Origin of the sequence: Streptomyces sp. NBC_00885, assembly GCF_045207475.1 — a bacterium.
In the GTDB taxonomy this organism is placed as follows: domain Bacteria; phylum Actinomycetota; class Actinomycetes; order Streptomycetales; family Streptomycetaceae; genus Streptomyces.
In genome coordinates this window covers 7,304,893-7,321,946 of record NZ_CP108796.1, presented here as the reverse complement: position 1 = coordinate 7,321,946, position 17,054 = coordinate 7,304,893, and the positions used below count along the sequence as shown (strand labels likewise).

General features: G+C 69.9%; 17 protein-coding genes. 8 read left to right on the top strand and 9 right to left on the bottom strand.

Features of this window, described 5'->3' with window-relative positions:
- The first annotated feature begins 53 nt into the window (after positions 1-53).
- The 4 genes from OHA61_RS33355 (at position 54) to OHA61_RS33340 (ending at position 3,526) form a co-directional block, all read left to right on the top strand.
- Complete coding sequence (locus OHA61_RS33355; protein WP_406306143.1) at positions 54-746, top strand: YitT family protein; 693 nt, start codon at positions 54-56, stop codon at positions 744-746.
- The gene (locus OHA61_RS33350) at positions 743-1,507 is read left to right on the top strand and encodes a glycerophosphodiester phosphodiesterase (RefSeq protein WP_406306142.1); all 765 of its coding nucleotides are present in this window, start codon (positions 743-745) and stop codon (positions 1,505-1,507) included. Before OHA61_RS33355 ends, OHA61_RS33350 begins: the two co-directional genes overlap by 4 nt.
- A gap of 42 nt (positions 1,508-1,549) precedes the next feature.
- Positions 1,550-2,896, top strand: a complete 1,347-nt coding sequence (locus OHA61_RS33345; RefSeq protein ID WP_406306141.1) for an MFS transporter — start codon at positions 1,550-1,552, stop codon at positions 2,894-2,896.
- Positions 2,897-3,151: 255 nt separating this feature from the next.
- Positions 3,152-3,526, top strand: a complete 375-nt coding sequence (locus OHA61_RS33340; RefSeq protein WP_142215978.1) for an RNA polymerase-binding protein RbpA — start codon at positions 3,152-3,154, stop codon at positions 3,524-3,526.
- A 90-nt stretch (positions 3,527-3,616) separates the two neighbouring features.
- On the opposite strand, the gene fxsA is transcribed toward OHA61_RS33340, so the two are convergent.
- From fxsA to OHA61_RS33320, 4 genes are all read right to left on the bottom strand, one after another.
- Positions 3,617-4,213, bottom strand: coding sequence for an FxsA family membrane protein (fxsA, locus tag OHA61_RS33335; RefSeq protein ID WP_406306140.1), 597 nt, complete (start codon positions 4,211-4,213; stop codon positions 3,617-3,619).
- 76 nt (positions 4,214-4,289) lie between these two features.
- Positions 4,290-5,057, bottom strand: coding sequence for a polyprenol monophosphomannose synthase (locus tag OHA61_RS33330; RefSeq protein WP_406306138.1), 768 nt, complete (start codon positions 5,055-5,057; stop codon positions 4,290-4,292).
- A gap of 547 nt (positions 5,058-5,604) precedes the next feature.
- Positions 5,605-7,245 carry an amidohydrolase gene (locus OHA61_RS33325; RefSeq protein WP_406306137.1) on the bottom strand — a complete coding sequence of 547 codons (1,641 nt, stop codon included), beginning with the start codon at positions 7,243-7,245 and terminating at the stop codon, positions 5,605-5,607.
- A 26-nt stretch (positions 7,246-7,271) separates the two neighbouring features.
- Positions 7,272-7,712 carry an Lrp/AsnC family transcriptional regulator gene (locus tag OHA61_RS33320; RefSeq protein WP_142215982.1) on the bottom strand — a complete coding sequence of 147 codons (441 nt, stop codon included), beginning with the start codon at positions 7,710-7,712 and terminating at the stop codon, positions 7,272-7,274.
- A gap of 204 nt (positions 7,713-7,916) precedes the next feature.
- Between OHA61_RS33320 and OHA61_RS33315 the strand changes: the two genes are divergently transcribed.
- Positions 7,917-8,324: a hypothetical protein gene (locus OHA61_RS33315; protein ID WP_266489496.1), complete on the top strand. Its 408-nt coding sequence runs from the start codon at positions 7,917-7,919 to the stop codon at positions 8,322-8,324.
- A 4-nt stretch (positions 8,325-8,328) separates the two neighbouring features.
- Here the strand turns inward: OHA61_RS33315 and OHA61_RS33310 are convergent, their stop codons facing one another.
- Together OHA61_RS33310 and OHA61_RS33305 are read right to left on the bottom strand one after the other, a co-directional pair.
- A complete protein-coding gene (locus OHA61_RS33310; protein WP_406306136.1) occupies positions 8,329-9,402 on the bottom strand; it encodes a phosphotransferase family protein in 1,074 nt (357 codons plus the stop codon).
- A 34-nt stretch (positions 9,403-9,436) separates the two neighbouring features.
- The gene (locus tag OHA61_RS33305; protein ID WP_406306135.1) at positions 9,437-10,561 is read right to left on the bottom strand and encodes a hypothetical protein; all 1,125 of its coding nucleotides are present in this window, start codon (positions 10,559-10,561) and stop codon (positions 9,437-9,439) included.
- 146 nt (positions 10,562-10,707) lie between these two features.
- Between OHA61_RS33305 and OHA61_RS33300 the strand changes: the two genes are divergently transcribed.
- Positions 10,708-11,004 (top strand): hypothetical protein, encoded by a 297-nt coding sequence (locus OHA61_RS33300; protein ID WP_406306134.1) that lies wholly within the window; start codon positions 10,708-10,710, stop codon positions 11,002-11,004.
- 224 nt (positions 11,005-11,228) lie between these two features.
- On the opposite strand, the gene OHA61_RS33295 is transcribed toward OHA61_RS33300, so the two are convergent.
- Positions 11,229-12,401, bottom strand: a complete 1,173-nt coding sequence (locus OHA61_RS33295) for an acyl-CoA dehydrogenase family protein (RefSeq protein WP_406306133.1) — start codon at positions 12,399-12,401, stop codon at positions 11,229-11,231.
- A 339-nt stretch (positions 12,402-12,740) separates the two neighbouring features.
- Between OHA61_RS33295 and OHA61_RS33290 the strand changes: the two genes are divergently transcribed.
- Positions 12,741-13,994, top strand: a complete 1,254-nt coding sequence (locus OHA61_RS33290) for a glycoside hydrolase family 18 protein (protein WP_406306131.1) — start codon at positions 12,741-12,743, stop codon at positions 13,992-13,994.
- 51 nt (positions 13,995-14,045) lie between these two features.
- Here the strand turns inward: OHA61_RS33290 and OHA61_RS33285 are convergent, their stop codons facing one another.
- Positions 14,046-14,726 (bottom strand): TetR/AcrR family transcriptional regulator, encoded by a 681-nt coding sequence (locus OHA61_RS33285; protein WP_406306130.1) that lies wholly within the window; start codon positions 14,724-14,726, stop codon positions 14,046-14,048.
- 108 nt (positions 14,727-14,834) lie between these two features.
- Positions 14,835-16,202: a peptidase C39 family protein gene (locus OHA61_RS33280; RefSeq protein WP_406306129.1), complete on the bottom strand. Its 1,368-nt coding sequence runs from the start codon at positions 16,200-16,202 to the stop codon at positions 14,835-14,837.
- Between the two features lie 178 nt (positions 16,203-16,380).
- Between OHA61_RS33280 and OHA61_RS33275 the strand changes: the two genes are divergently transcribed.
- Positions 16,381-16,980, top strand: coding sequence for a uridine kinase (locus OHA61_RS33275; RefSeq protein WP_406306128.1), 600 nt, complete (start codon positions 16,381-16,383; stop codon positions 16,978-16,980).
- The last annotated feature ends 74 nt before the right edge of the window (positions 16,981-17,054 follow it).

Below are 17,054 nucleotides of genomic sequence, written 5' to 3'. Positions count from 1 at the left end.
CACCTTCCTCGAATTGGCCATGGTTGGTATCTGTTCCGTAGCCACAGAGTGTCATGAGCCAGTCCACACCCGCCACCAGGGGGCGTCAAGTGACCGCAGTGTCCACTCCTCTCACCCGCAGGCTGCTGCAGCTCTACATCGGTCTGGCCCTCTACGGAGTGAGCTCGGCGCTCCTGGTGCGCGGCGGTCTCGGGCTCGAACCCTGGGGGGTGCTGCATCAGGGTCTGGCCGAGCGGACGGGGCTGACGATCGGAGTCGTTTCGATCATTGTCGGCGCGGCTGTGCTGCTGCTGTGGATCCCGATCAGACAGCGGCCCGGGCTCGGCACGGTCTCCAATGTCTTCGTGATCGGTATCGCGATGGACGGCACGCTCGCCCTGGTGCCGGACGCGCGCGGACTGGCGGTGCAGATTCCGGTACTGATCGGCGGCATCGTGCTCAACGGCGTGGCGACGGGCCTGTATATCGCGGCGCGCTTCGGCCCCGGGCCGCGTGACGGCCTGATGACGGGTCTGCACCGGGTCACGGGCCGCTCGATCCGGCTGGTCCGTACGGCCATCGAGGTGGCCGTGGTGGCGACCGGTTTCGTGCTCGGCGGCACGGTCGGCGTCGGCACGGTCGCCTACGCGCTGGCGATCGGTCCCCTGGCGCAGTTGTTCCTGCGCGTCTTCGCCATCTCCGATCAGGGCACTGTCAGCACGGTCGTCGCCGCGGGGACACCGGAGCAGGCGATACTGCCAAAGTGACGCGCGTACTCCACCCCTATCTGGACCATCCCTCCACGCTCGCCTTCGCCCATCGCGGCGGTGCGGCCGACGGGATCGAGAACACAGCGGCCGCCTTCCGGCGAGCCGCCGATCTTGGTTACCGCTACTTCGAGACCGATGTCCACACGACCGCGGACGGCAGGCTGGTCGCCTTCCACGACACGACGCTGGACCGGGTGACGGACGCGAGGGGCAAGATCGCCGCGCTGCCCTGGAGCGAGGTGCAGCAGGCCAGGGTGGGCGGCAGGGAACCGCTGGCGCTGTTCGAGGAGCTGCTGGAGGAGTTCCCGGACGCCCGCTGGAACGTCGACATCAAGGCCGAACCCGCGCTGGTCCCTCTGGTCGATCTGATTCGCCGGGCGGGCGCCTGGGAGCGGGTGTGCATCGGCTCGTTCTCCGAGGGCCGGGTGGCGCGCGCCATGCGGCTGGCAGGTCCGCGCCTCGCGACGTCGTACGGCGTGCGGGGTGTGCTGGGCCTGCGGCTGCGCTCGTACGGCATTCCCGCCGCCCTGCGGATGGGCGCGGTGTGCGCACAGGTCCCCGAGTCGCAGAACGGCATCCGGGTGGTGGACCGGCGCTTCGTGCGGGCGGCACACGAGCGCGGTCTGCAGGTCCATGTCTGGACCGTGAACGACCCGGATCGGATGGCAGCGCTCCTGGACCTCGGCGTGGATGGCATCATGACCGATCATCTGGAGACGTTGCGCACGGTACTGACCGACCGGGGAGTCTGGGTCTGAACCTCGTACGTCTGCACAACGGGACGAGCGAGGGGGCGCGGCGTGACGACCGACACCGCGGACCGGACCACCGGGACGAATGAGCGCAGACGCGAGCAACGCGGCTGGTACTTCTACGACTTCGCGTGCTCCGTCTATTCGACGAGCGTGCTGACCGTCTTCCTCGGGCCCTATCTGACCGCGGTGGCGAAGGCCGCCGCGGACGCCGACGGGTTTGTGCATCCGCTGGGCATCCCGGTGCGCGCGGGCTCGGTCTTCCCGTACGCGGTCTCGGTCTCGGTCGTCGTCGCCGTACTGGTGATGCCGCTGGCGGGCGCGGCCGCGGACCGTACCGGGCGCAAGAAGCCGATGCTGGCGGTGGCGGCCTACGTGGGGGCGGCGGCGACGACGGGAATGTTCTTCCTGGAGGGCGAGCGGTATCTGCTCGGCGCGTTCCTGCTGATCGTCGCGAACGCCTCGCTGTCGGTGTCGATGGTCCTCTACAACGCGTATCTGCCGCAGATCGCGGAGCCGGAGGAACGAGATGCGGTCTCCTCGCGCGGCTGGGCCTTCGGCTACACGTCCGGGGCGCTGGTGCTGGTACTGAATCTGGTCCTGTACTCGGGCCACGATTCCTTCGGACTCTCGGAGTCGGCGGCGGTACGGATCTGCCTGGCGTCGGCAGGACTGTGGTGGGGCGCCTTCACTCTCGTACCGCTGCGGCGCCTGAGGGACCGGCGGGTGGCGCCGAGCGGCGAGGGCGCGGTCGGGTCCGGCTGGCGGCAGCTGCTGGCAACGCTGCGGGACATGCGCCGTCATCCGCTGACGCTGTCGTTCCTGCTGGCGTATCTGATCTACAACGACGGGGTCCAGACGGTGATCTCGCAGGCGTCGGTCTACGGCTCCGAGGAGCTGGGCCTCGATCAGACGACCTTGATCACCGCGGTGCTTCTGGTCCAGGTGCTCGCGGTCGTGGGCGCGCTGGGCATGGGGCGGCTCGCGCGGACCCACGGGGCCAAGCGGACGATTCTCGCCTCGCTCGCTGTCTGGACACTGATTCTGGCGGCGGGATACTTCCTGCCGGCCGGGGCGCCGGTCTGGTTCTTCGCTCTGGCCGGGGCGATCGGTCTGGTGCTGGGCGGCAGCCAGGCGCTGTCGAGGTCGCTGTTCTCACATCTGGTGCCGCGCGGCAAGGAGGCCGAGTACTTCTCCGCGTACGAGATGAGCGACCGGGGGCTGAGCTGGCTAGGACCGCTGGTGTTCGGCCTCGCGTACCAGCTGACCGGCAGTTATCGGGACGCGATCATCTCTCTGGTGGTCTTCTTCGTGCTCGGTTCCGTACTGCTCACGCGGGTACCGATCAAGCAGGCGGTGGCCGCTGCGGGCAACCCGGTGCCGGAGCGAATTTAGACGTTGAAGTGAAAGGCCGGTAGTGTACGCCTTTGGCTTGCCAGGCGGACCGTTACTGCGCGCTGAAGAAGTGAATTCACTGGGTGACACTTTCTATCAGATGTGACAAACCGGGCACTGGTGGGTACAACAAGGGGCGGCACGACGGGCGACGCATGACCCGGAACGGGAATCTTTACCGCCGACCGGACGTTGACCGGATGACGACGACAGCGACACCTGTCCTGTGGGCGACAAGCCCGGGAGGCACGATTCATGAGTGAGCGAGCTCTCCGCGGTACGCGACTCGTGGTGACCAGCTACGAGACGGACCGCGGCATCGATCTGGCCCCGCGCCAGGCGGTGGAGTACGCATGCGAGAAGGGCCATCGCTTTGAGATGCCCTTCTCGGTTGAGGCGGAAATTCCGCCGGAGTGGGAGTGCAAGGTCTGCGGGACCCAGGCACTCCTGGTTGACGGGGATGGCCCCGAAGAGAAGAAGGGCAAGCCGGCGCGGACGCACTGGGACATGCTCATGGAGCGGCGCACTCGCGAGGAGCTCGAGGAGGTGCTGGCCGAGAGGCTGGCGGTCCTTCGTTCCGGCGCCATGAACATCGCCGTGCATCCGCGGGACAGCCGGAAGTCCGCCTGACCGCGTAACACCGCACGAACAGCGTCATCAATACACAACAGCCGCGGGCCGTCTCACATCACTGTGAGACGGCCCGCGGCTGTTGTGATCTCAAGGGTTCAGCGGGGGCCGGGGCCCCTCGTCCTCGTAACCGCGCGAAGGCTGCGTCGTGTCCGGCCGGATGACCTCACCCTGCACGACTTTCCCGTCCGGCCGGTGAATTCTGGCCTGCTGGAAAGCGTCTCCCAGGCTGCCGGGCGATGCGGCGCGCACCCGGCGCTCCAGCGACCGCTCCGCGTACCGGCCGAGCGCGGTGCGGACCGGCGGCACCAGCAGCGCCAGACCCACGACGTCGGAGATCAGGCCGGGCAGCATCAGCAGCAGACCGCCGAGCATGAGGAAGCCGTTGCCCGTGGTGCCGGTGCCCGTGCCGTCGCCGTTGCTCGCCGCGGGGCTCTGACCCTGCTGCTGTTGCTGCAGGGTCTCGGTGAGACTGCGGAAGGCCCGCCGGCCGGCGCGCTTGATGACGACGGCGCCGAGCACGGCGCCGCCGACGAGCAGAGCCAGCACGGTCAGCCCGCCCGCCGCCGAAGCGACGAGAGTCAGCAGCCAGACCTCCAGGACCACCCAGGCGGCGATGCCGAGCGGGACGAAGGTGCGGGCGCGTGAGCGCTTGGGGGCCGTCGGGGTGGGTGAACCGGTCGTCATGCTCCCAGTGTGCCTGGGCGTCCGCCCGAGCGGCGTAAGGGGCCGGTCAGCAGGAGGGCGGTCAGTAAGGGGCCGGTCAGGAGGGCTTGCGGCCGAGGAGGCGGTTCGCCCGGTCGCCGACTCCCCATGCGGTGACCCGCCACAGCGCCTCGACGACGATGTCCCGGCTCATCTTGGAGTCGCCCAGCTCGCGCTCGACGAAGGTGATCGGCACTTCCACGACGTGATAACCGGCGGCGACGGCCCGGCGGGCCAGGTCGACCTGGAAGCAGTAGCCCTGGGAGGCGACTTCGGTCAGCCCGAGGCCCTGGAGGGTCTCGGCGCGAAAGGCGCGGAAGCCGCCGGTGACATCCCGGATGGGGACGCCGAGCAGCAGGCGGGAGTAGGTGCTGCCGCCGCGGGAGAGGAACTGGCGATGCCTGGGCCAGTTCACCACGCGCCCGCCGGGGACCCAGCGCGAGCCGAGGACCAGATCGGCGCCCTTGAGGGCGGTCAGCAGCCGCGGAAGCTCCTCGGGCTGGTGGGAGCCGTCGGCGTCCATTTCGACGAGTACGCCGAAGCCGTGCTCGATGCCCCAGGCGAAGCCCGCGAGATAGGCCGCGCCGAGGCCTTCCTTGCCCTTGCGGTGCAGGACGTGCACCTTGTCGTCCTGGGCCACGAGTTCGTCTGCGACCTTGCCCGTTCCGTCGGGGCTGTTGTCGTCGGCGATCAGGATGTCCGCCTCGGGCACGGCTGTGCGCACCCGGGAGACGATCGGCTTGATGTTCTCGACCTCGTTGTAGGTCGGGATGATCACCAAGGCTCTGCCGAGCGGGCCGTACCGCCGCTGACCGCCGTCGTTCACTGCTGCCCCTTAAAGTCCGTGCACAGAGCCCCACCATAGCGAGCCCTCGGAGCGCGGCTGCGGCGGCACGGACCTGGGGGGTGAGGGGGCCCGGCGGAGCCTGCGCGAAGGCACGCGGATAGCGGCCGGAGGGGGGTGGGCAGCCTGCGGATCGGGGCCCGGCGTCCTTCGGGCCGACCTGGGACCCGCTGGCTGCGGGTCGACCGAGAGCCGTTGTCTACTGAACGCCGGACCCCACCCGGGTCACACCTGCCAACCGGCTGAAACCTTCCCTCGCCCCCGAGGCGCGGGCGCTGAACCTGGCTCCCAGTGGCAGTGCGCCGGTGCGGCACGCTGCCCCATGACCCAGCGGCGTTCGAAGACTGCGTGGAAGTTGCCGGTAGGACGTCCCGTGGTGGACTCGGCCGAACCTACCCGCCGGTGGGCGCTCCATGTCAACAGTCGTCTGATCTGCGAGCTTTGCCCAAATCACCAGGTCAGCGCCGAAGATCCGCAGGTCGCGGCCGAGCGCCCGGAACTTCGATCGGCGGTACGAAATTTCCGCACGTCACTCGTTCGGCCGCTCGAAGACGGTACGTCCGAAGACCACTGTCCGCAGGCAGACCGGGAGTTCGGCGCCGGGGGTGAGATCGGGCAGGCCCGGGGTGCCGGAACGCGGGTCGGTGGACCAGCGGGCGACCCGGTCGTCGGGGGCCTGGACGACCAGTTCCCCGGTGCGCCACAGGGCGTAGTCCGCGGGCGCGCCGGGGACCAGAACACCTGCGTCGTCACGTCCGACGGCCCGCCAGCCGCCGCGCGTATGAGCGGTGAAGGCCGCGCGGACGGAGACCCGGTGCTCAGGAGTGCGGTGGAAGGCGGCCGCCCTGACGGTCCCCCAGGGATCCAGTGGCGTCACCGGGCTGTCGGAGCCGAAGGCGAGCGGGACTCCGGCGCGCAGGAGTGCGGCGTACGGGTTGAGCGTGCGGGCCCGGTCGACGCCCAGACGCTGGGCGTACATGCCCGTATCGCCGCCCCAGGCCGCGTCGAAGGCGGGCTGGACGGAGGCGGTGAGGCCGAACTCGGCGAAGGCGGCGATGGTTTCGGGGGTGAGCATCTCGGCGTGCTCGACACGGTGGCGGGCGGCCCGGACGCGGGCGAGGCCGAGTGAGTCGGCCGCGGCCCTGATGCCTTCGGTGACCGCGGTCAGCGCGGCGTCGCCGATGGCGTGGAAGCCGGCCTGCAGCCCGGCCTCGGTGCAGGCGGTGACATGGGCGGCCACGTCGGCGGCGTCCAGGTGCGCGGTGCCGGTGTGCGCGGCATCGGCGTACGGGGTGTGCAGGCAGGCGGTGTGCGAGCCGAGGGAGCCGTCGACGAAGAGGTCCCCGGCCGCGCCGATCGCGCCGAGTTCGCGGATGCGCCGGGCGTCCTTCGCATTCGCGACCCGTTCGGCCCAGTACCCGACGACCCTGGGCCCGGCTTCCGCCTCGGCCAGCGCCAGCAGGGACATGAAGTCGTCCTCGTCGGAGATGTCGGGTCCGGCGCATTCATGGACGCTTCCGATGCCCAGGGACGCGGCCCGGTCGAGTGCGGCCCGCTGGGCCGCGGCGCGCTGCTGAGGGGTGATCGCGCCATGGGCCGCCGCGCGCACGGCGTGATGGGCGGACGCGGTGAGCGGCGCGTCCGGGTGGTAGCCGGTGCGGCCTGTGACACCGGGGACCAGGTCGAGCAGGGCTGTGGTGACGACGGCGGAGTGGACGTCGATCCGGGGCAGATAGAGGGGGCGCCCGCCGGTCGCCTCGTCCAGTTCGGCGCGGGACGGCGGTCGCTGCTCGGGCCAGCGTGTGGCGTCCCAGCCGTGGCCGAGGAGCACCTTGTCGTCCCGGTGTGCGGCGCTGTGCTCCCGTACGAGACGAAGCGCGTCGGTCAGGCTGTCCGCCCGGGACAGGTCGAGCCCGGTGAGGGCGAGGCCCGTCGCCGTGGTGTGCACATGTGCGTCGGTGAATGCCGGGGTGACCAGTGCCCCTTCGAGGTCGATCACTTCGTCGACGCCTGCGGCGAAGGCGTCGGCCGCGCCCTCGGAGCCCACCCAGGCGACATGTCCTCGTTCGACGACCATCGCGGTGGCGAAGGGGTCGGCGGGGCTGTGGACTTCTCCACCGCGCAGCAGCACGGTGCGGTGTTCGCTCTGGGGGGCGGTGCTCTCGGTCATGGGACCAGCCTAGATTCGTGGCCGGCCTAGATACGCGGCGGGCGTGCCTCGTACGGGGTGGAGAGCACGACGGTCGTACGCGTGGAGACCCCGGACAGCGAGCGGATGCGGGTGAGCAGGTGCTCCAGCTCCAGCGGGGTCGGGACGCGCACCTTGAGGATGTAGTTCTCGTCGCCCGCGACGCTGTGGCAGGCCTCGATCTCGGGCACGTCGGCGAGACGTTCCGCGATGTCGTCCGGCGCGCTCGGGTCGAAGGGCTTGACCGAGATGAACGCGGTGAGCGGCAGCCCGACCGCCTCCGGGTCGACGACCGCCGCGTAGCCGCGGATGACGCCACGCTGCTCCAGGCGGCGGACGCGCTGGTGAACCGCCGATGTGGACAGGCCAGTGGCCTTGCCCAGATCGGTGTAGCTCATCCGTCCGTCCTTGACGAGCAATTCCACGATCTGTCTGTCCAGCTCCTCCATGCGGATCAACCTATTGCCCCGGGCAGCTTCCGGCACAGTCGGCGGAGGCACCCGGAGGCACCTGCGGCGGGCATGTGACGAATGCCACAGGTTCGCGGGCCGCTCCCTCGTGACCGCACGGTTACCTCCCGAGCCGGTGGGGAATTGCTTGCTGTGGTCGAGGCCGCACGTGGCTGGTCGGCCCACCCGAGGGGGAGATTCACCATGCAGAGTGTCAAGAACAGCGGACGTACCGAACCGGAGCCCGTCGATTCGGCCGAACCGGCCGAGATCGACGAGCTCGACGCGTACGACACCTTTGAGATGTACCGGGTCATCTGCCCGGACTGCGCACAGCCGATCGCGCTGCTGGCGGACGAGGACGTCCTGCCGGAGCACGCGCTGTGCCCCACGCCCTGGAATCCCTTCGGGCTCACCGTGTGCGCCGGGACCGGCCGCTCCGCCTCGCAGGCGCGTCCCGCTGACGAGAGCCTGGAGGTCCAGGAGCAGGACACCGCACTCCTGTTGACGCTCCCTCAGGGTCTCGACTGGCGGACGCAGCCCTTCTCGCACGTCGGCGGTCCGGGCTCGCGTCCCCTGCGCGTGCCGCACATGCGGCGCGACGCGGCCTGACCTCCTACGTCCAGTAGCTTCCCTGCACCATGGCCGCGAGAGTGCCGTGGTGCAGGATCAGACTGTCCGGGTCCTCGGGGATCCGGGCCTCGCCGAAGTGGACCTGGCGGTAGGCGACGCGCAGCATGACGATCGCGTGCCGCAGCGCCGCGTACAGCGTGTAGAAGTCCATGTCGCGCGGTGTGTGACCGGTGAGTTCGGCATAGCGCCGCTCGATGGCGTCGCGGCGCAGGAAGTCGGGCAGGCCCGGCTGGCCGAAGCTCACGGTCAGGTCCTGGAAGAAGCGGTGGAGATAGACCGTCCAGCCGAGGTCCACCTCGCGCGGGGCATGTGCCGCCATCTCCCAGTCGAGTACGGCCGCGGGCTCGAAGCCGTCGTAGATGATGTTGCCGATGCGGGCATCGCCCCAGTTCTGGACGGGTGCGCCCTCGTCGGCCGGCGAGCGGGCGTCAAGCCGGTCGAAGCCGGACTCGATGAGCGGTGAACGCGGCAGCCCGTTCACCACCCAGGCGTAGTACGCCCGTTGGGCATCGACATGACGGCGCAGCGCGCTGCCGTCGGCGGCTTCGACGGGGTACTGGTCGTGCAGCCGGGCAAGCAGCGAAATCGTGGCGGCTTCGAGGTGGGCGCGCTCGGCGTCGCTCGCGGCGTGCAGCCAATTGCCCTCGTACGTATAGGGCATGACGTCGGGCGGCACCCGGCCCTCCACGCGCTCCATCACGAAGAAGGGCGCACCCAGGGCTGCGGGGTCCTCCTCCAGCCACAGCACGCGCGGGACGGGGAGGTCGGTGTGCTCGGCGACGTCCCGCATGGTGCGGTACTGCAGCGCCATGTCGTACACGGGGAAGATCGTGTACGCGTCGGGGTCGGCGGCGAGCCGCAACGCGCAGGCCCTGACGGGCGGTTCGGGGTGCTCTATGTCGAAGAGGAGCGTCTCGCTGGACATGCCGTTGGACTCGGGGACCCGGATGCCGCCGGCCTTCGCGCCGGGCAGCCGGGCATCCAGCCAGGCGGTCAGACGACGGGCCAGCTCCTCGGGGTCGCGGGTGGTGGTGCGGGGGCGGGGTGCCGTTGCCATCTGCCGGTTCCTCTCGGAAGGTCCTCTCGGGAGGTCAGGGGGCGACCGATTCGTATCCGGTGAAGCCGCTCGGGTCGTGCCGGCCGAAGCTGCCGTGCTCGAAGATCCCGTGCCCGGTCCGGCCGTCCAGGGTGAAGCGGGCGGAGTGGTCGGTGACGCCGTAGGCGGCCATGGGATGGGCGGCGGGATCGGAGATGTCATAGATGTGCCGGTCGGTCCAGCCGCGGCCCTGCCAGGTGCCGTGCTGCCAGTCGGCAGCGGGCGGATAGCCTGCGCCGACGGCCAGCGGCGAGGAGGCGAGGATCTCGACGCCGAGTTCGAGGGGTTTGCGAGCCTGGTCCGTGAGATGCACGACGGCGCTGCGCGGATCGCGGGTTCCGGCCCGGTAGGTGATGTCGGTACGGGGCCAGCCGAGCTGGATGTCGTGCTCACCGTCGCGTACGAGCACCGCCTCGTTCAGGCTGCGGTGGCCGTCGGCGTCCTCCTGGACGATCACCATCAGGAAGCGGTCCTCGAAGCGGACGGGGATCCAGAGCCAGTGGAAGCCCTCGGGCCGCAGCTCTTCGGCGGCGCGGCCGCCCTCCTCACCCGGGATGGGCCGCACGCCCCAGCTGCGGTCGCGGGTACCCGTCCACTCCCCCGCTGTCACCGCTATCTCCTCCCCGGCGACCCGGATCACGCCGGTGCAGCTGCCTGCCTGGACGAAGCGGCGGCCTTCGAGCATCAGCCGGTCGCCGCGGCGCTGGATGTGGTGCGGCTCCCACACGGCGGGGAAGTCCGAACTCCAGGTGAGGTCGTACGAGAGCGAGCCGGGGTCGTCCGGGTCGGCGTCGCAGTGCAGGGTGAGGCGGCGCAGCGGCTCGTCGACGGTGATGCGCAGGGGTCCGACGGCGAGGTTCATCCGGTCGTCGGTCAGGGCGTCGGACGCGCGTACGGCATGCAGCCGGTCGCCGAGGCGCAGGGTGGCGTAGGCGTCGATGACCCCGGTGTTGGGGTAGACCCCGAGACCGGCGATGAGCAGGGCGCGGCCCTCGTGGTCGAAGACCTGGAAGATGCACCGGTCATACGCGTTGCGGTCGCTGGTGACCAGGTGCTTCATCGACAGGGGGGCCTGGTGGACGGGGTACTCGTCGAGGGCGATCGGGCGGTCGTCGGACACGGCTGACCTCCTGGGCGGCAGGGGAATTGACGGTACGTCAGAAACCCTGCCGAAGACCAGATGCGGGCGCCCACGGGGTGCCCCGCGAACAGGGGGCCGATTTGCCCGGGTGGTAACCCGTCCCGGACCGGGGGCGTTGGCCAGGCATGACCCTGCTGTACTCGAAGCCGGCCCACGACCGCCGCCGCCTCGCGACACCGGCACCCGAAGAATCGGTTCCGCACCCGGCCGATCCGCCGATCTACCGGGAGCTGCTCCAGCTCTGGGCGAGCAGAGGAAGAACCTTGCCGGGGCGCCGCGACCCGGAATGGAGCAGGCTCGCGGCGCCGCCGGCTTTCGCGTCGGCGCGGGCCACTCGGGTGCGAGCCGCCGAGACCACCTACCGGACGGCGACGATCAGCCCGCCCTGGCCCACGCCGCCCACGAACCCGGACCGGACCTAGGGCCTGTCGTTTGGATCAGGCCGGACCAGTGAGCGGGGTCTGGTGCGTGCGATCGCAAGGCGGAGGAAGGAGCCGACGCGGAGCGTCGGCGACTGACGACAACGCGGCGTGGGGGCACCTCCCGTGCCCGAAGGGCTACGGGGGAGTGCGTGCCAGGGCACGCGAACCCGGCAAGATCCGAACGACAGGCCCTAGGGCCTGCCCAGCCGGACAGGCCCTGCAGATCAGCGCGTCTCAGGCCCGGCCAGGTGGCGGGCGATGACCATGCGCTGGATCTGATTGGTGCCCTCGACGATCTGCAGCACCTTCGCCTCGCGCATATAGCGCTCGACCGGGAAGTCCAGCGTGTAGCCGTAGCCGCCGAGTACCTGGACCGCGTCGGTCGTGACGCTCATCGCCGTGTCCGTGCAGAACAGCTTCGCCATCGCCGCCTGCCGGGAGAACGGCCGTCCCGCGTCGCGCAGCCGCGCGGCGGCGAGATAGAGCGCGCGGCCCGCCTCGATCCGGGTCGCCATGTCGGCGAGCATGAAGCGCAGCCCCTGGAAGTCGGCGATGGGCCGGCCGAACTGCTGCCGCCCGGTCGCGTACGAGACCGCCTCGTCCAGGGCCGCCTGGGCCACCCCGATGGCACAGGCCGCGATGCCGAGCCGGCCGGAGTCGAGGGCGGAGAGCGCGATCGCGAAGCCCTGGCCCTCTTCGCCGATCCGACCGGAGTCGGGGACGCGTACACCGTCGAAGTTCAGCTGGGCGGTGGGCGAGCCCTTCATGCCCATCTTCTTCTCGGGCGCGGCGGCGTTCAGGCCGGGGGCGTCGCCGGGGACGAGGTAGGCCGTGATGCCGCGGGCACCCTCGCCGCCGCTGCGGGCCATGACCGTGTAGAAGTCGGCGATGCCGCCGTGCGTGATCCAGGACTTGGTACCGGTGATCACCCAGCTGTCCCCGTCGCGCACCGCCTTGGTACGCAGGGACGCGGCGTCCGATCCCGAGGCGGGCTCGGACAGGCAGTACGCACCGAGCAGGCCGCCACCGAGCATCGCGGGCAGATGCTCGGCCTGCTGCTCCTTGGTGCCGTAGCCGGCCAGCGCGTGACAGGACAGGGAGTGGACGCTGACGCCGAGGCCGACGGTAAGGCGGGCGGCGGCGAGCTCTTCAAGAACCTGCAGGTAGACCTCGTACGGCTGGTCTCCTCCGCCGTACTCGGAGTCGTACGGGAGGCCGAGCAGCCCGGACTCGGAAAGGAGCGAGAAGACCTCGCGCGGGAAGTGCCCCGCATCCTCCTCCTCGGCCGCCCTGGGGGCGATCTCCCGCTGGACGATGTCGCGTACCAGGGTGATCAGATCCCTGGACTCCTCGGTGGGCAGCTGACGTTCCACCGGCTGCGGGGCGCGGTCGGGCATTGCGGCGCTCTCCTCCCTGTCGGGCGCTGCGGCGTCGCGCGCGAAGGGTGTGGGCGCGCCGCCGGTCTTCCTGCCAGGCCGATGCTGCCCTTCCGGATCACGGAAGTGGCAGACGGCGGCTGTTGGCGCGTCGAGTATGCCTGATCAGCTCAGTTCCGTCACGGGGCGGCAATTCCGGCTCCACACCCCGGCGCCGTGGGCGAGATTGGTCCGAACCATTGACCAAATGGTCTAGTCCTTCTACCGTTTCCCCCCAGCGCATGACCGCGTTCATGCCAAAGAAGCCCGACGGCCGACCGCACATCCCCCACCCGATCTCCCTCCCCACGAGGAGACCTGATGCCCGGATCACACCGTCCCCGCGCCCGCTTCCGGGCGCTCGTAGCCGCCGCCTGTACCGCAGCCCTCGGCGCGACCCTCTTCACCGGCGCCCACTTCGCCTCCGCCGGCGAATCGGCCCCCGCCGCCAAGGCCGCCGCCGCCCCGAAGGCCGGGAGCAAGGTGATCGGCTACTTCACCGAATGGGGCGTCTACGACCGCAACTACCACGTCAAGAACATCCAGACGTCCGGGTCGGCGAACAAGCTGACCCACATCAACTACGCCTTCGGCAATGTCTCCGGCGGCAAGTGCACGGTCGGCGACTCCTTCGCCGACTACGAGAAGACCTACACCGCCGCGCAGAGCGTCGACGGCGTCGCCGACACCTGGGACCAGCCGCTGCGCGGCAGCTTCAACCAGCTGCGCAAGCTGAAGAAGCTGCACCCGGGCCTCAAGGTCCTGTGGTCCTTCGGCGGCTGGACCTGGTCGGGCGGCTTCGGCCAGGCCGCGGCCAACCCGGCCGCCTTCGCCCAGTCCTGCTACAACCTGGTCGAGGACCCCCGCTGGAAGGATGTCTTCGACGGCATCGACATCGATTGGGAGTACCCCAACGCCTGCGGTCTGAGCTGCGACACCAGCGGCCGGGAGTCCTTCAAGAACCTGATGTCCGCGCTGCGTTCGAAGTTCGGCAGCTCCAGCCTGGTGACGGCGGCGATCACGGCGGACGCCTCGTCCGGCGGCAAGATCGAGAAGGCGAACTACGCGGGCGCCGCCCAGTACGTCGACTGGTACAACCCGATGACGTACGACTTCTTCGGCGCCTGGGCGGCACAGGGCCCCACGGCCCCGCACTCCCCGCTCACCTCCTACACCGGTATTCCGCAGCAGGGCTTCAACACCGACGCCGCGATCAAGAAGCTCAAGAGCCTCGGCATCCCCTCCTCGAAGCTGCTGCTCGGAATCGGCTTCTACGGACGCGGCTGGACCGGCGTGACCCAGAAGGCACCCGGTGGCACGGCGACCGGGCCCGCGCCGGGCAAGTACGAGCAGGGAATCGACGACTACAAGGTGCTGAAGTCCAAGTGCCCGGCCAACGGAACCGTCGCCGGGACCGCGTACGCCCACTGCGGCAATCAGTGGTGGAGCTACGACACTCCCTCCACCATCGCCGGGAAGATGACCTACAAGAACCAGCAGAACCTGGGCGGCACCTTCTTCTGGGAGCTCAGCGGTGACACCTCGAACGGAGAGCTGATCAAGGCCATCAACTGACGTGCGGGTGAGACGAGTCGAGGGCGGGCCGCCCGGCGGCCCGCCCTCGACTCACGCCTCGACCGGTGTGGGCACGGAACCGGCGCCGGTGAGCGCGGCGGGCCAGGGCTCCCTGGGCGGTTCCGGGCACTCCGGCTCGAACTCGGCGATCGTATGGAGCGTGCCGCGCAGCATCCGCATCAGCAGCGCGCACACGGTCTCCCGCGGGAGCTCGCGGCGGCCCAGCCAGTCGAGAGTGATTCCCTCCACGCTGCTGAGCCAGCCCAGCAGTGCGAGGCGGGCGAGCACGGGGAGGTCGCGCCTGCCGTACGCGCCCTCGGCGATGGTCGCGATCAGCTCCTCGCGCACCGCGTCACGTATCGACTGCACCTGGGTGTCGAAGCCGACTCCGCCGGTGACGATGGTGCGGAACGCCGCCTGGTGATGGTGGGCGTAGCGCAGATAGCCGTCCACCGTGCGGTACACGCGCTCGGCGCGCGGCAACTCGGTCTCGCCCGCCGCGCGCGAGACGAGGTCGGCGACCGAGTCCTCGATGATGGCCAGGTAGTAGCCGCGTTTGCTCTTGAAGTAGTAGTAGATCAGGCCCTTGGCGACTCCGGCGTGTTTCGCGATGTCATCCATCGACAGCGCGTCATAGGAAGTGTCGGCGAACAACTTCCGCCCGGTTGCGATGAGTTCACCGCGGCGCACCTGCGATCGTTCGGTCGCGCCGCGCTGTTGACTATTATTCAAATTGAGCCCTAGTCTCCAACTGCCACAGGATCTCCGCAGTATGGCAGACCTGTGCATGCGCTCCCCTTACGCGCCGGGCGCGGGCGTCCCCCGGTATCGGCTCGGACTTCAGCGGATGCCGAAGCTCGCCAGAGCCAGGCGCTGCGCGGCCGTCGGGCGCGCCGGCCAGTACAGGTAGCAGACGCCGCCTGTGCCCGAGACCACACTGCCGCTCGCGTTGTAGCGCTTGGTGCGGAGCCAGATCTTCTCCCACTCGGCACGCTTGTAGACGCGCCGCACGGCGGCGTTGCTGGGCGACGCGGGGTCGTTGGCGATCACATCGCCCCCGGCGGTGAAGCCGATCACGGTCATCAGATGGCCGGATGTGCCGTAGCCCGCGCCGGTCAGCTCCTCCTTGAGGAAGGACTGGGACGTTATGGCCGGGATCCCGGCCCGGATCAGCGTCTCCAGGTCGGTGAGCGAGGACAGCCGGGTGACGACAGCGCTCATGTCCGGGTAGCTCGCCGCGTAGGCGGCGTTGAAGGGCCAGTTCCCGCAGCCGCTGTACTGGTAGTCGAAGGTGAAGCGGGCCGCGTGGCATACCTGGGGGTCGGCGAAGGCGGGATTGACCCAGGCCAGGTCGGCGGCGCTGGGCCTGCGCCCCCAGTACTCGATGATCATCTGCGAGGAGGTGGGGCTGCACCAGGCCTCACCGCCGTTGTCGTACTCCGGGTACTGGCCGACGTGCGTGTTCTGCGAGTAGCGCGGCACCCCCAGCTCACGCGTGAGCCCCGGTGTCGACGCCGGCACCGTGAAGCGGTCCGGGATGTCGGAGGCCATCGCGCCGAGCCGCCAGACCGTGGGCGTGAGGCTCGTTCCCGGCCTGCGGTAGAGCGTGAGGCGAAGCTGGTAGGAGTTCAGCCGCAGGCCACTCGCCGCATCGTCGATCGAGAAGGTGTCGGTCCAGATGGTGGCCTTGCCGTCCGTCTGGTCGTCGAGCGAGGTACGGCGGATGTCAGCGTCACCCGCCGCCCAGCGGCCCATCACGAACCAGGGCGTCGCGGTGCCGTCGGAGTAACGGCCGCGCATGTCGACCTGAAGCCAGGTCCCGGCCGGGGTATGGGCGTTCCAGGAGGCGATGACCTCGGTCGCGGGCACCGGGGAGACATGGACGGGCGAGGTCCAGGTGGCGTACTCCCAGGTGGCGCTCTTCCCGGTGTGCGGGTCGATATAGACACGGCGGCCCGCGGCGGCGCCGATGACCAGGCCGGGGCGGGGGCCCGCGACGGCCTGGGTTCCTGTGGCGGCGCCACTGCGCCAGTCGGTGTACGAGGTCCAGAAGTGGTTGTTCACCGGCGGCAGCGGCAGGCCGAGTCCCGTCGGCTTCGAGGCGGGGGCGGCAGGCGCGGCTGCGGCGGACGATAAGAGTGTGCCCGCGCCCGCCGCCGCGGCGATCGCTGCGCTCAGCACGGTTCTGCGCGAAGCAGGTCTGGACATGGGACCCCCAAGTCAGGTACGCGACAGTGGGGCAACTATCGCGGGTCACGGTGGCCCTCTGCCAGCATCCGGAGCCGAGTCGCTCCACCAATATCGGTGGAGCGACCCGGCCCACCGATGTGGGTCTGGTCCACCGGCTGAGCCGGGGCGGGTCGCACGCGCCTCGTAGGCTGGCCGGATGAGCGACCTCGATCGGCGGGCCCGTGCGCTGCGCGCGCTGCCGCCCTCCTGCGGACCGGTGCGGCTGATCGCGGTCGACGGCCACGCGGGCTCGGGGAAGAGCACCTTCGCTGCCCGGCTCGCCGCGGCCGTCAGCGGCACCATTGATGGCACTGGCGTACCGGTGCTGCATCTCGACGATCTGGCCAGCCATGAGGAGCTCTTCAGCTGGACGGACCGGATGCTGGCCGAGGTGATCGAACCGCTCTCGAACGGCAGAACCGCACACTTTCACCCGTACGACTGGAATCTGCGCCGCTTCGGGTCCCCACACGCGCTGGAAGCGGCTCCCGTCGTACTGATCGAGGGGGTCGGTGCCGGGAGACGGGTGTTGCGCCCGTATCTGGCGGGACTGCTGTGGATGGAGAGAGAGGCCGAAGAGTCCTGGCAGCGGGGCCGTCAACGCGACGGAAGCGAACTCTCCGCCTTCTGGGACGACTGGACGGTGGCGGAGACACGCCATTTCACGACGGACCCTTCCCGTCCGTTCGCGGATGCCCTGATACGGGAGTGCCGCGAGGGATACGAGTGGCACCCGGGACCTGCTGCGACAGCATGACCGAACCGATCCATCACACAGGGTGACCGGCATTCCCCCGCATACTGAGCAGTCGGAAATGACACGGCAAGAGG